The sequence below is a fragment of the Algoriphagus sp. oki45 genome, from assembly GCF_036245605.1.
In the GTDB taxonomy this organism is placed as follows: domain Bacteria; phylum Bacteroidota; class Bacteroidia; order Cytophagales; family Cyclobacteriaceae; genus Algoriphagus.
In genome coordinates this window covers 1,293,846-1,308,070 of the sequence record NZ_BTPC01000001.1, presented here as the reverse complement: position 1 = coordinate 1,308,070, position 14,225 = coordinate 1,293,846, and the positions used below count along the sequence as shown (strand labels likewise).

Below are 14,225 nucleotides of genomic sequence, written 5' to 3'. Positions count from 1 at the left end.
CGGTTTAGTAATTTAGTTAAATGGAAAATTTTTCTACAGACAGGCTTGACCTAGCTGAGCGTTTTGTCAATACCACGGGAGCTCATCTTTTTTTGACCGGGAAGGCAGGTACCGGAAAAACAACATTTCTAAGGGAACTTGCAGTCAAAACCCATAAGAAATTCGTTGTCGTCGCCCCGACAGGAATTGCTGCGCTTAATGCAGGAGGTGTCACGATTCATTCCCAGTTTCTGTTGCCTTTTGGCTCTTTTTTGCCGGTGAGAGAGCCGGAGGGTAACTATACCGACCGCTTTGGTTTTGTTTCCCATTTGACTTTGGCCCGAAGGCACCCGCTCAATCAACTCCGTCGCGATGTGTTGAAATCCATCGATCTATTGGTAATCGATGAGGTGAGTATGCTCCGAGCAGATATTTTGGATGCCATCGACTACCGGATGCGTAGTGTACGAAGAAGGTTCAATGTCCCTTTTGGAGGGGTTCAGGTGCTTTTTATCGGTGATTTGCATCAGTTGCCACCGGTGGTGAAAGAGGAGGAGTGGGCCGTATTGAAGCAGTTTTATACATCTATGCATTTCTTTGAGGCTAGATGTCTCAAAGGTGCCGGGATGGTTTACCTGGAACTGGACCGCATTTTTCGCCAGCAGGATGAAACATTCATTCGTGCGCTCAACCATCTTAGGGACAACAGACCTACCCTAGAGGATATCCGTCTGCTGAATTCCCACTACAAAAGCCCGGAAGAAATACGGCAATTGAAGGATTGCATTACCCTGACCACTCACAATTACAAGGCAGATGAAATCAATCGGAGGGAATTGAATTTTTTGAAAGAAGAATCCTTTTTCTACCAAGCTGAGGTGGAAAGAGATTTCCCCGAAAATCTATTTCCCTTGCCAAAGGAGATTGAGCTGAAAGTCGGAGCTAGGGTGATGTTTATCAAAAATGACACTTCCGGGCTTTCTTCCTATTTCAATGGAAAGCTAGCCACAGTCCTCAGCCTGGAAGAGGATCAGATTGCAGTGGAAATGGATGGAAGTGGAGAGGAATATATTCTTAAAAAAGAGCTCTGGGAAAACAAAAAGTACCAAATACACCCCGAAACTAAGGAGCTGGAAGAAGAGGTGATCGGGACTTTTTCACAATATCCCATCAAACTCGCTTGGGCAGTGACCGTGCACAAGAGTCAGGGCCTGACCTTTGACCGTGCAATCATCGATGTGGGCCAAGCATTTGCTCCGGGGCAGGTGTATGTGGCCTTGAGTCGATTGAGGAGCTTGGATGGCTTGGTTTTGGGTACCCGAATCAGGGAAGATGTTATCTATACGGATCCCAAGGTGGTGGATTTTGTCAAATCTACCGACCTGCAGCAAGACCTTACTCAACTCCTTCGTCAGCGTCAGGGAAATTATCTTCAGGAATTAATCGAACAGACTTTTGAATTTGAAAGCTTATTGCAGGCCATCCGATTATTTGCCAAAGAGCACGACAGTTCGATGGAGTTTGAAGATCTGGAAATGCAAAAAGCCATTCCCGAGATATTCGCCCATTTGGAAAAAGAGCTGGAAAATACCCGAAAGTTCCGCATGCAATTGATCCAGCTTTTGCAGCAAAAGGATAAAGAAAAGCTTCAACTTCGCTTGGAAAAGGGCATGGCTTATTATCAGAATTTTCTGAGAAAACCCATTGAAACCATTCTTCTTCAGGAATTGAAAACCGAAGCTCTCAGCAGGATCAAAAGCTATCAAAATGACCTGAGTGAACTGGAATTGGACCTGCTGAAAAAATACATTCAAATTTCCAGTGTAGGAAAGTTGATTCAGCATATCCTGCATGGAGAGACCACTGGAAAAATCGGTGATTTTGATTATGAAGTAGGGAAAATGCGTAAGGAGATGCTGAGTAAGCTAAGAATGGAAAATCCCAAGCTTCTTCTTCCAAGTAAAACAAAAACTGGTCGGAAAAGAGCAAAAAATCCCAAACCATCTCTTCCTTCAGAGCCAAAAGAAAAGAAAGAAGACACCAAGTCCTGGAGTATTCGCCTGTATCTGGAAGGGAAAAAACCTGAGGAAATCGCCGAGGAACGGGGTTTTGCTTTAACCACCATCTTTGGCCATCTAGCTCATGGGGTACGACAAGGCTTGATCCCGTTGGGGGATTTAGTGGACCCATCGATCATAGCAGAAATTCGGGCTGTGGCGGGAAAATATAATGGGCTAAAGGAGTACTATGAGCATTTTAATGGCCAATATGACTATGAAACCCTGCGGCTCGTCATTCATAGTGAAAGGCAGGAAAAAGAAGATTAACGCTATCAAGAGAGAAGCCCATAGAATGAAAACTATGGATTGCTTTCCGACTTAATAGATTGGCTCAGTTAAAACACTGAGGATTGTCAAAATTCCCTCCTTATAATTCCCCAATCGGATATTTTCATTTGGACTATGCTGGTTGTTATCAGCATTCACGGTAGGGATGGTCACAGCAGGAATACCCAAAGCATCCACAAAGGGTGATATCGGAATAGAACCACCCGAAATCCGGATTTGTACCGGTTCTTTCCCAAAGGCCCTGGACATTGCCTTTCTCAACCATGCTCCTGTCGGAGAATCCATAGGAGTCCGGAAAGCCTGATAGGAAATGGATGTATTTACTTTCACAATTTTTGGATGGCTCATTCGCTCCTCGTCAGTGGGGTCTTTTTCCACAATATGGAAACCCTGATTTCGGATATGTTCTTTGATCAGGCCAAAAAGTCTCACAGGATCCGACTCAGGCACCAATCTCATATCCAATTCTGCAACAGCTAGGTCAGGTACAATGGTTCTGGCTTCCGGTCCTACCCAAGCTGATCGCATCCCACGAATATTGAGAGAGGGATATTGGATGCTTTCCTGATAAGTCTTTCCGACTTTGTCGGTTCTTCCCAAGCCCAGTCGCTTTTTGATTGCAATCTCATCATCCGGAACAGCCTGAAGGATTGCTTTCTCAGTGTCAGTAAGATTAATTCCATCATAAAATCCGGGAATGACCACCCGTCCCTCAGCATCTTTCATGGAAGCAAGAAGTTGGCTCATCAACAAGGCCGGGTTTGGGGCATAGTTGCCATAGTGGCCACTGTGTTGGGGTAGTTTTGGACCATAAGTGGTGAGAAACAATTCCGAAATGCCTCTGGCGCCGTAGCTAAGCGTGGGCAGATTGGAAGTGTGTCTCGGCCCATCCATGATCAGCATCAGGTCAGCTTTCAGTTTTTCTTTGTATTGGACTACAGCTGCCGGAAGTCGGGGTGAGCCTTGCTCTTCTTCAAAATCCAAAATGATTTTAATGTTGTAATCCGAAGTTAGGCCTTGTTCAATCATCGCATCCCATGCGGTAAGGAACATGGCGAAAGGCCCTTTGTCATCAGAAGTAGATCTTCCATAAATCCTCCAATCCGGATTGTATTCAGCCTGAAGCCGATCCATAGGAATAATTTCCCAGCTTCCGTCTGCTTTTTGCTCCTTTAAAGTAGGTGTATAGGGATCATCCTGATTCCACTTGCTTCGATCTACGGCCTGCCCATCGATATGGAAGTAGAAAAGAGCCGTCTTGGATGCATTATCTCTTTTTTTCTCTGCTAAAAGCAAAGGAATCCCTCCTGTATCCAAACGCTCCGAGGTCCATCCTCTGCTGGCAAAAGCTTGTTCACACCATTGGATATTGGGTTCGATCTGCTCAGGATAATAGGCGTCATTGGGAATCGAAACCAGTTCGTTGAGGAGTTGGATGCCTCTTTGCCAATTGGCCTCTGTGAGTGTTTCGAGTTGAGATTGGTCAGGAGTCTGGGCGGAGAGGGTAAAGAAAATTCCAAAAACAGGAAGAAGAATGAGCTTTTTCATGGATGATATTTTGGGTAAAATAGGCAAAAGCCCCCCTCCATCCAAGTTCATTTTCTCCAAGTCCTTCTTTGAATAGAATCAAAAAAAAGCCGCAATCGCGGCTTTTAGTTTAGTAAGTGTATTTGACAAAAACTCGTTTGCTGATAGTCTGCTGATCGGGATTGATTACCATTTCCGGAGCTGGAGATGCATCAGCCATGACTCTTACATTCATGTCGTATCGAGGCTGGGGAGAATAGTTGGGCTCCATGCCTACATAGAAAACCCGCATTCCTTGAAGTTTTAAAGTACTTCCAATTAGTAAAGCCCTGCTTTCAGCATCCTTTAGTGCTTCTGCCAACAGGGTGTTTTCCAAAGACTTTCGTGTACTTTCAGCAATGCCAAAGTGGAAATTATAGCTCATGTCCCCTGAGGATTGGATAGCATCGGAGATTTTGTGCAAGTCCTCATTGACCGGAGTAGTGATGATCCGAAGAGTCTGACGCGCGACGTAACCGCTGTCTCTTGAAGATCCACTTCGATAAATCCGGTTTACATCCACAGAGTAGTTGTCAGCGATCAATTGATAGTTTTTGATTTTAGCCTTTTTCAAACCGTCAGCTAAAATCTGAGCTTTTTTATTCAGCATAGTTACCGCATCGTTGACACGCAGAGATTTTTCTTCCAGACTGATGGTAAAAACCGCCTCATCAGGAGCGATTTTTCGTTCTGCATATCCTTCTACCTCGATGAGTGGCACTTGCTGGGTCATCTGCTGCGCAAAGATGATTGAAGTAAGTCCAAGGAAAAGAGAAAGTGTGAGAAGATGTTTCATATGAATATTAGTTTGCCTTTTTCCAATTCAAAAGCCGCTCCATTTAAGTGAAATACGGCTGAATTTTAGAGTTTTTAAGACTTGTTTATCTCAAATTCCACTCCAAATATTCCAAAGTGCTGATTTCTGGGCCTCCGCCACGATTAGCCGATCCTGCCTGAACCCATATTTTTCCATCTAAAAATGCTGCGCCTGTGCCGTGTCTGCCTTGATTCAGATTTGGAAGTTTGCTCCAGGTGTGCGTACGGGTATCGAGAACTTCCACTTCAGCATGGGCGGGAGTCTGAGCTTGACTTTCACCGTTTAGAATGACCAAATAAGGTCCTATTCCAAGGTTTGAATTGCCAGCTCGAGGGGTTGGAATTTCAGTTTCGATCGTGGTCCAAGAATTGGTGTTGAAATCATAGTAGTCGATTTCATTATTGGTTAACTCCAGTACCTTCCCAATCTTAGCATAGGATGTTCTTCCACCTGCGAGGTAAAGCCGGTCTCGAACCAAGGCAGCGCTGACATGATCACGGGCTCGAGGTGCACTTGGAAGCGATTTCCAGGTCCCAGTCTTTGGATCCAATTCATCAAAGCAGCGCACAAAACCATCAAAATGGCCGTCCTGAATTCCGCAGACCATATAGATTTTGTTTTCGCGAACAAATACACCTGCTGAACCTCTCATTCGGTCCTTTGGAAGTGCAGGCCCATTTCTCCAAGTTTTTGTTTTAGGATTGAAAATCAGAATGTTAGGAATGGGGGTTTCATGAGGATAGCCACCTGTAAGTGCCCCGACCACCCAGATTTCGCCTTCATAGCTGATGGCTTGGAAATGGTGGATTTCCATGGGTGCTTCGGCCAGTTTGGTCCAGGTATTGGTTTTGGGATCGTATTCTTCCACGGGTCTTTCCCCTCGGCCTCCCAGGGAATAAAGCTTTCCATCGCATTCTAAGAAGGAGTTTTCGTGTCTTGGTGTTGCTTCATTTTCAGGGTGGACAATGGACCAATTGTCTTGTGCAAAAATAACAGTAGAAAGCAGGAGAAGTAGGAAAGTTAGGCTGGGTTTCATAGGTTTCACAATTTCGGAAATGGGATTTCGGATTTAGGTACTGCTCCAAGCAGATTTACTTTTTTTAAGTGATTGATTTTCAATAAATTAAATACTCTTTTTTTCAAATCTATGATCTTAAAATCAAATCCCCGTGAAAGAGCAATTGAAAATTCGTTTCAAGAAATTTGCCTTAAGTGTTATTCAACTTTGTGACACCCTTCCCAAGAAGAATGCGACTTTTATAATCAGGAATCAAATCATAAGGTCATCTACTTCTATGGGTGCGAATTACAGATCGGCATTACGAGGTAGGTCTACTGCTGAATTTCTTTCCAAATTAGGTATAGTAGAAGAGGAATCCGACGAAACTCTATATTGGCTGGAACTGATTTCTGATTCTGGTCTGGCAAGTCAGGAAATAATAGAACCACTTTGGAAAGAATGCAATGAATTGCTAGCCATCGTAGTCTCCACGATAAATACTACGAGAAAAAATCAAAAAACCTCAAAGTAATAGGAAATAACTCTGAGGTTCTTTTTCCGAAATCCGAAATCCGAAATCGTCTATTTTCCCAAATCCAAAATATCCCGAATTTTGTTGATCTCGGCCATTTCGTCAAATAATGCCTGCTTATCGTCCGAAGCAATTTTGTTTCTGAAATCAGTCAGGTTTTGGATATATCCATCCAAAGCGGCCAATACATTTTCCTTGTTTTCGGAAAAAATCGGAGCCCACATCGCAGGGCTAGATTTGGCCAAACGTACGGTGGAGGCAAATCCAGATCCTGCCATATCAAAGATATTCTTATCATCCTGCATTCGCTGCAAGACCGTCTGACCCAGCATGAAAGAGGATGCGTGAGAAAGGTGAGAGACGAATGCCAAGTGACGGTCATGCTCCTCTGGATCCATAAATCTCAGCTTCAGGTTAAGTGCATCAAAAAGTGCATAAGCCTTTTCCTTCAGATGCAAATCCGTTTTTTCCAATTCACAGATGATATTGACTTTGCGGTTTAGAAGATCGGCAAAAGCGGCCTTGGGACCCGAATACTCTGTACCTGCTATCGGGTGAGCAGCTAGATATTGCTTTCTTTTCGGATGATTGGCCATCATGGCGCAGAGCTTTGCTTTGGTTGAACCTACGTCAAAAACGAGCGTGTTTTCCCCCACCTGATCCAATGTCTGTAGCAACAGGTCACCCAGAGTGTCCGCAGGAGTAGCCAAAATCACCAAGTCAGTATCCGCGTCCGGAGTTTCTTTAGCTTCGGTGATGATCCCTAAAGTCAAGGCATCCTTCAGGTTTTGTGGGTTGGTATCGTGACCGGTGATTTTGATTTCAGGGAATTTCTGACGAGCGCCGAGACCAAAAGAACCTCCTAATAGTCCTAGTCCGATGATGTGTATTTTTTGCATAACAGGGTTAAGGTTTGATACGGTTGATAGCTTCCAAGATTTTGAATTCGGGCATGCAAAGGGAGAAGCGCACGTACTCATTTCCTTCTGAACCGAAGATTTTTCCTGGAGTGATAAAGATGTTTTTTTCGTAAAGGAGCCAATCGACAAGTTCCTCGGGGGATTTTTCCCCCTCAACTTTGCACCAAACAAAAAGGCCGGTGCCTTTGGTATCGTAACTGAGGCCAAGAAGATCAGCCAGTTTCCAAACTAGCTTTCTGCGATTGGTGTAGATTTCATTTTGGTCGGTAAACCAGTTTTTGCCTAAAGAAAGGGCTGCAATGGCGCCTTTTTGAAGGCCGAGAAACATGCCTGAATCCATGTTGGACTTGACCTTGAGCACGGCTTCAACAAAGTCTTCCCGACCACAGAGCATGCCCACTCGCCAACCGGGCATGTTGAAGGTTTTGCTGAGGGAGTTGAGTTCCAAGGCGACGTCTTTTCCTCCCGGAATACTCAAAACACTCAAAGGCTGTGGATTCAGGATATGGCTATAAGGATTGTCATTGACGAGGATGATTTCATGCTTTTGGGCAAAAGCCACCAAATCAGTCAGGATTTCCATTGAACCAGCAGCCCCCGTTGGCATGTGGGGATAATTGATCCACATGAGTTTGACCTTAGAGAGGTCTTTTTGCGCTAGCTCCTCCAGATTGGGTCTTCCTTTTTGCTCCAAATCCAAGGAGTAAAAGATAGGTTCGGCTTCCAACATCCGAGTTACCGAGGTGTAGGTGGGATAGCCTGGGTTGGGGATCAAGACTTGATCTCCGGGATTTAGAAAGGCCATGCTGATGTGCATGATTCCTTCTTTGGAGCCCATTAAGGGCAGGATTTCTTTGTTGGGAACTAGTTCAACTCCAAACTCGCGGTGATAAAACGAAGCCATCGCAATCCGTAATTCGGGAATGCCCTGATAGCTTTGGTAGCCGTGGGCTTGGCCGTTTTCGGCAGTGGCTTTGAGTGCCTCAATCACACTGCGATCAGGAGCTAGATCAGGTGAACCAATTCCCAAATTGATGACAGGTTTCCCCTGTGCAATGAGCTGGTTTACTTCTCTGAGTTTGGCCGAAAAGTAGTACTCTTCGACACTGTTGATTCTGTTTGCGAATCCCTTCATCCTTTCCTGCTTCTGTATTCTCCAAAAATTTTCAAGTCACCAAAATCTTTGACTACCAGATTCATTGCTTCCCGAAACTGATTGTAGTCCCCAAACTCTGCATCGATGAAAAAGGCATATTCCCATGGCTTTTCCATAACAGGGATTGACTGGATTTTGCTCAGATTTAGACCTTTCTCCGCAACCATGGTGAGCAATTTGGCCAATCCTCCCGCTTCGTTTCGGATGGTTATTTTCATCGAAGCTTTGTTTGGAAGTATTTTGGATTGGATGTTTTCCTTTTGCAAAAGGATAAAGCGAGTGAAATTGTCCTTCACTGTCTGAATGTCTTTGGCCAAAATCTCCAATCCATAGATTTCTGCTGCGATTTCGCTGGCAATAGCGGCAACACCGATTAATTTTTCCTCTGAAATCCGCTTGGCTACAGAGGCAGTATCCACATCGTCAAATTGCTGGATATGCGGATATTTTGCCAAAAACGCCTTACACTGAAGCAAAGCCATGGGGTGAGAACGAACTTCTCTGATTTCTTCGATGGTTTGACCTGGCAAAGCCATCAGCTGATGGGCAATAGGCAGGTAGTATTCATCCCGGATAAAGAGCCCGTATCGATCGATGAGGTCGTAATTGGGTAAAATGGCACCGGCAATCGAGTTTTCGATGGCCATAACCCCAAAATCAGCCTGCCCCTCTGCCACGGACTTGGCTACTGGCTCAAAAGTATTGAAGGTCAAAATTTCGGTTTCAGTACCAAAATTTTTCAAGGCAACTTGATGATGGAAGGAACCGGGAACTCCCTGAATTGCAATTTTTAGACTCATGCTTCGCTCAGGATTTCAGATTGTACACCTGTCAATGCAACATGCTTCCAAAAGCTGGGGTAAGACTTATTGACCACATCTGGCTCTTCGATCAGTACTTCTGTTTTAGTCAAAAGCGGCATAAATGCCATTGCCATGCGATGGTCATCGTAGGTGTGGATTTGCACTTGATGTGGCATGGTGACCGATGGGATGACCTGAAAAACCTCGGGCTCGATTTCCTTCAGTTCTGCGTTAAACTTGGCCAATTCCTGCTGCAAGGCGTAGATCCGGTCGGTTTCCTTGATTCTCAGACTCTCTAGACCGGTAAAAATGGCATTTTGTCCCAAGATCGCGCAGGTCACTGCCACTGTCTGGGCAAGGTCGGGACAATGGGTGAAATCCCAGTTTTTCAAGCCTTTTACAGCTTGCTTTTGGAGAAGTACACCTCTAGTTTGGAAGGTGGATTTTACACCCAAATGATCCATGATATCTAAAATGGCAGAATCGCCTTGAAGACTATTTTCTTTCAGCCCTTCTAAAAATAGCTCTCCCGAATCCGCACAGGCCAAGAGGCTAAACCAATAGCTCGCGCCCGACCAGTCGCTTTCCACCGCAAATCGGGTAGGGGTATAAGATTGATGTGGAACTTGGATTCTGTTTCCTTCCCAAATGTAGCTGATGCCAAATTGAGCCATCAGCTCCAAGGTCATCTCGATATAGGTGCGACTTCCGACCTTCCCTTCCAGCTCAATCTCCAAACCCATCGGTAAGATCGGCGCTATCATGAGCATCGCCGAGATGTACTGACTGGACACATCTCCACGGATTTTCACCTTGTCGGTGGTCTGCTCAGGAAGTCCGTGAATGGCCATAGGCGGGTAACCTTCGTTGTTCAAATAATGAATCTCCGCTCCGATGGACCTCAGCGCATTTACCAGTATTCCTATTGGTCGCTCGCACATGCGGGCAGTACCGGTCATTACCTTTTTCTGGTTGGTCACTGTGGCATAGGCGGTCAAAAAGCGCATGGTCGTCCCAGCATCCAAAACATCAAAAACCGGAGGACTGGTTTCCAACAAACGGATCATGGTCTGTGTGTCACGAGCTTCGGCGAGGTTGGTGATTTCGTTTTTTCCCAAAGTCAGGGCATCGATCACCAAGGCGCGGTTGGATTCACTTTTGGAAGAAGGAAGAGGTATTCGTATGGAATCGAATTCGCTTTTTTGGGCAAGGCGAAGGAGTTGCATGGTTGGAATAGTCTAGGCGGTAGCCGCTTGGAGTTGGTGGTAATACAGAATGGCATTTTTGATTTCTTCCCGGGTCACTGGAATGTTGTAGGTACAATTGCCAATGGATTCGAGAAGGGAAAAAAGGATAATCGAACCCTCGTTTTTCTTGTCTTGGGTACAGAGATCGAGAATTGGGTCGAGTTCGTGAAGGGAAAAATCAACTTTTCCATACACTTGAAGCAGAAAACGGCTCATTTCTTCGAACTCTTCAAAGCTGAATCCAACTTTTTCGAAGGAAAGAAATCCCTCAGCGATCATGCCTATTGCGATGGCTTCCCCGTGAAGAAGATGGTTTTTGGTGTCCAAAAAATAGGACTCGAAGGCATGCCCGATGGTATGTCCGAAGTTGAGGATTTTGCGAAGGCCGTTTTCTTTTGGATCTGATTCCACGACGGCTTTTTTAATTCCCACCGAATGGCGGATCAGACTTTCCCAATCTTGGTTTTCCCAGTTCTGGGCTTGAAGTCTCTTGAAATAGGCTTTATCCCGAATCAACCCGTGTTTGATGATTTCCGCATAGCCGGATCGAAGTTCGGCTTGAGGCAAAGTCTTTAGGAATTCAGGGGCGATGACGACCGTTTCAGGTTCGTTGAATACGCCGAGATGGTTTTTCAGCCCGTTGAAATCGATTCCTAATTTTCCTCCCACACTGGCATCTACTTGAGAGAGCAGCGTAGTGGGGCAGTTGATAAATCGGATTCCTCTTTTGTAGATACTGGCGCAAAAACCGCCCATATCGCCTATCACACCACCGCCAAGATTGATCATCAAGGCTTTTCTGTCCAAGGCTTCCTCAGTCATTCGGTTCCAAATCATGGAACAGGTGTCCAGATTTTTATGGATTTCTCCAGGTGAAACAGAGATGAAAACCGTGTCTTTTGGGAGAATTTCCTGAATGATCGGCAGGCAATGTCTTTGCGTGTTTAAGTCTGTCAGCACCACCAATCTGGAGTAGGAAAGCTCGGATAAAATCTCCGAAAGGGACTGCTTACTATCAGCTGAGAAAATGACGGATTCCACGGATTGACCGGTTTGGTGAAAGGACTAAGTTAGGAAAGCGGTCCCAAACGAGACGGCCTTCCTGAGTTTGAGAGCAGATTTATTTTTTAACCGGTTCGGCCTCACGTAGTTGTTTTTCCTGACGCTTCACGGATTCTTCGTGAATACAGTAAAGCAGTTCTTTCATAAACTTCTCGCTGAGGTGTTTTTTCACACCTTTTTGAGTTCGGGATTCCATTACTTCTTTCCATCGGTCAGATTGAAAAACTGTCAAATGGTGTTCTCGCTTGTGATTACCGATCTGATCGATTACGGCAAATCTTTCTTGAAGAATATCCAAAAGCTGATCATCCAAATGATCCACTGCGCGACGAAGGTCCTGAAGACGCTCATCCGGCTTCATGTTTTCCAAAGGAGTTTTGAAGTCGATGGAAAGGATTATTTCTTTCAGTCTCTTCGGAGTCACCTGCTGCTTGGCATCGGACCAAGCCTTATCCGGGTTGTGGTGAGTCTCGATCATCAGCCCGTCCAAACCGAAGTTCATTGCGCTCTGAGCCACTTCCAGGAGACCGTCTCTTCGGCCTACGATGTGGGATGGGTCGTTGATGACTTCCATTCCGGTCCATTCTCTTTTGAGGTGAATAGGCATGGACCAGTTAGGCTTGTTTCTGTAGCGCTTGTCGTATGCGTCGGAGAAGCCTCGGTGAATCGCAGCAAGTTTGTCAATTCCTACTGCGTACATTCTCTCCAATGCCCCCATCCAAAGTTCCAAATCCGGATTCATTGGGTTTTTGATCATCACCGGAATATCCACTCCTCTCAAGGCTTCTGCGATCTCTTGGACTGCAAAAGGATTCACCGTAGTTCGTGCTCCAATCCAAAGCACATCAACTTTGTGCTTTAGTGCTGATTCTACGTGAGCGGCATTCCCTACCTCTGTGGTAATAGGGATATTGAGTTGGTGGCGCACAATCTCCATCCACTTCAGGCCTTCTTCGCCTACTCCTTCGAAAGATCCCGGCCGGGTTCTTGGTTTCCAAATTCCCGCTCGGAAGAGCTGGGGAACCATATTTTCTTCCTTCATTTCTTTGCAGATCTGCTCGATCTGCTCTGGTGTCTCGGCGGAGCATGGTCCTGCGATGATGAGTGGAGTGGTCAATCCCAATCCCCAGTCTTTGATTTGTTTGTGTGGCTTCATACGGCTTGAGCGTTTTAAATGAAAAAAGCCCGGGTCTTTCGAACCGGGCTTTTGTGTTTTTATTTTCTTTTAGTTTTTGGCTAGACAATACACAGCTCCGATTCGATTTTGACTTCGAAAGTAAAAGTAAAAGAAAGTAAAATAGATCGCTGCTGTGATTAACATGTCGTAAATGTAAAAGGGGATTTTTTAAATCCAAAATTATTTTTTGAAGAAATCGTTGAAGACTTTCAATAGAAAAGGATGGAAGTTTGCAAATATTTCAATTAGCTGGGTTTTATTAGTCTTTTTCGAAAATATATTCTGATTTAACAATTTATTTCAGAATAATAAATTGATAATTGTTTCAGCGAAAATTTTTATATCGATATTTCCTATTTGATCTTATTTTCTAGTGATAGGATAATTACTGGACTCCTCCTCTGGATTCTTGATACTTTCATCTTGGTACTTGATACTTCATTTCAAGCATCCAAAATCTCCGTCTGCCTTCGAATCGACTCCTGATGGATGATTCGATAAATCTCTTCGACCGCTTCCGGATTCAAACCCAATTTTTTGCCCCATTCCGGCCTGGATTCAAACACTTCCTGCCAGCGTTCCCGCTGAAAGGCCGCCACATTGTTTAGCTTTTTGTAATCGCCGATTTTTTCTACCAAGTGCATTCTTCGAGCAAATGCCTCTAGAATCTCCCGATCCGCCTCATCGATTTGGTGACGGATTTCCTCGAGTTGGTGCAGGGTTTCTGGTGCCTCAAAATGAACTTTTCTGGTTTTGAGTTTTCGGATGAGTTCCCCAAGAGCTTTAGGAGTAAGCTGCTGTGCTGCATCCGTCCAGGCTGAATCGGGCTGAGCATGCGACTCGATCATCAAGCCGTCAAAGTTGAGATCAAGAGCTTTCTGGGAGATTTCAGGAACCAAAGATCGTTTACCGGAAATGTGACTCGGATCGTTTATCATAGCGATTTCAGGGCGAAGCGTCCTGAATTCGATGGGGATTTGCCACATGGGTGAGTTTCGATGAACCTGATCCCGATAATTTGAAAAACCGCGGTGAATAGCACCCAAGCGAGTCAAGCCCACACTTTCCAATCGCTCAAAAGCTCCCAGCCAAAGGCCTAAGTCAGGATTTACGGGATTTTTGACCAAAATAGGAACATCCACTCCCCGTAGGCTTTCCGCAATTTCCTGAACGGTAAACGGATTCACCGTGGATCTTGCTCCAATCCAAAGTACATCGACGCCTGCTTTTAGCGCTTCTTCCACGTGACCGGCAGAAGCTACTTCTACTGCAAATCTGACCTGAAACTCCCTTTTCACCTCGCTGATCCAAGGCAGGGCCAAGGCACCTACTCCTTCAAATCCATTCGGCCGAGTTCTCGGTTTCCAGACACCGCCACGGATGACCTGGATTCCTTCCTGCACCAGTTGGGCTACAGTGGCGTGAAGTTGCTCGGGAGTTTCCACACTGCAGGGGCCAGCGATAACGAAAGGTTGCTTTTCAGAATTTAATTCCGAAAAAGGGAAGAGGTTTGTCATACTTGGGTTCATGCTTGCAAAACTACCGTACTTATGCCAAAGTTTCTTTGGAATAAAAATTCTGTTTTTTCGCTTGATTCACTGGGGCAAATCCCGAACAA

12 protein-coding genes are annotated in these 14,225 nt (G+C 45.2%); 2 read left to right on the top strand and 10 right to left on the bottom strand.

All coding sequences use genetic code 11. The features are described from left to right. Positions 1–20: 20 nt before the first annotated feature. Positions 21–2,306 (top strand): helix-turn-helix domain-containing protein, encoded by a 2,286-nt coding sequence (locus AAA942_RS05690; RefSeq protein ID WP_338219270.1) that lies wholly within the window; start codon positions 21–23, stop codon positions 2,304–2,306. Between the two features lie 51 nt (positions 2,307–2,357). On the opposite strand, the gene AAA942_RS05685 is transcribed toward AAA942_RS05690, so the two are convergent. From AAA942_RS05685 to AAA942_RS05675, 3 genes are all read right to left on the bottom strand, one after another. Next, positions 2,358–3,875: a M20/M25/M40 family metallo-hydrolase gene (locus AAA942_RS05685; RefSeq protein WP_338219269.1), complete on the bottom strand. Its 1,518-nt coding sequence runs from the start codon at positions 3,873–3,875 to the stop codon at positions 2,358–2,360. Positions 3,876–3,984: 109 nt separating this feature from the next. Continuing rightward, positions 3,985–4,689, bottom strand: a complete 705-nt coding sequence (locus AAA942_RS05680; RefSeq protein ID WP_338219268.1) for an SIMPL domain-containing protein — start codon at positions 4,687–4,689, stop codon at positions 3,985–3,987. 85 nt (positions 4,690–4,774) lie between these two features. Then, complete coding sequence (locus AAA942_RS05675) at positions 4,775–5,746, bottom strand: Kelch repeat-containing protein (RefSeq protein ID WP_338219267.1); 972 nt, start codon at positions 5,744–5,746, stop codon at positions 4,775–4,777. Positions 5,747–5,879: 133 nt separating this feature from the next. On the opposite strand from AAA942_RS05675, the gene AAA942_RS05670 reads away from it, so the two are divergent. Next, complete coding sequence (locus AAA942_RS05670; protein WP_338219266.1) at positions 5,880–6,242, top strand: four helix bundle protein; 363 nt, start codon at positions 5,880–5,882, stop codon at positions 6,240–6,242. A 50-nt stretch (positions 6,243–6,292) separates the two neighbouring features. On the opposite strand, the gene AAA942_RS05665 is transcribed toward AAA942_RS05670, so the two are convergent. The 7 genes from AAA942_RS05665 to AAA942_RS05635 form a co-directional block, all read right to left on the bottom strand. Then, on the bottom strand, positions 6,293–7,141 hold the full coding sequence (locus AAA942_RS05665) for a prephenate dehydrogenase (protein WP_338219265.1): 849 nt from the start codon (positions 7,139–7,141) through the stop codon (positions 6,293–6,295). A 7-nt stretch (positions 7,142–7,148) separates the two neighbouring features. Then, the gene (locus tag AAA942_RS05660; RefSeq protein WP_338219264.1) at positions 7,149–8,297 is read right to left on the bottom strand and encodes a pyridoxal phosphate-dependent aminotransferase; all 1,149 of its coding nucleotides are present in this window, start codon (positions 8,295–8,297) and stop codon (positions 7,149–7,151) included. Beyond that, entirely contained in the window at positions 8,294–9,118 is an 825-nt protein-coding gene (locus AAA942_RS05655; RefSeq protein WP_338219263.1) for a prephenate dehydratase, read from the bottom strand. Before AAA942_RS05655 ends, AAA942_RS05660 begins: the two co-directional genes overlap by 4 nt. Then, the gene (locus tag AAA942_RS05650; protein WP_338219262.1) at positions 9,115–10,347 is read right to left on the bottom strand and encodes a 3-phosphoshikimate 1-carboxyvinyltransferase; all 1,233 of its coding nucleotides are present in this window, start codon (positions 10,345–10,347) and stop codon (positions 9,115–9,117) included. Before AAA942_RS05650 ends, AAA942_RS05655 begins: the two co-directional genes overlap by 4 nt. 12 nt (positions 10,348–10,359) lie before the next feature. Further along, a complete protein-coding gene (gene aroB, locus AAA942_RS05645) occupies positions 10,360–11,409 on the bottom strand; it encodes a 3-dehydroquinate synthase (RefSeq protein ID WP_338219261.1) in 1,050 nt (349 codons plus the stop codon). 79 nt (positions 11,410–11,488) lie between these two features. Then, positions 11,489–12,586, bottom strand: a complete 1,098-nt coding sequence (locus AAA942_RS05640) for a chorismate mutase (RefSeq protein WP_338219260.1) — start codon at positions 12,584–12,586, stop codon at positions 11,489–11,491. Positions 12,587–13,050: 464 nt separating this feature from the next. Further along, positions 13,051–14,124 carry a bifunctional 3-deoxy-7-phosphoheptulonate synthase/chorismate mutase type II gene (locus AAA942_RS05635; RefSeq protein ID WP_338219259.1) on the bottom strand — a complete coding sequence of 358 codons (1,074 nt, stop codon included), beginning with the start codon at positions 14,122–14,124 and terminating at the stop codon, positions 13,051–13,053. Positions 14,125–14,225: the final 101 nt, after the last annotated feature.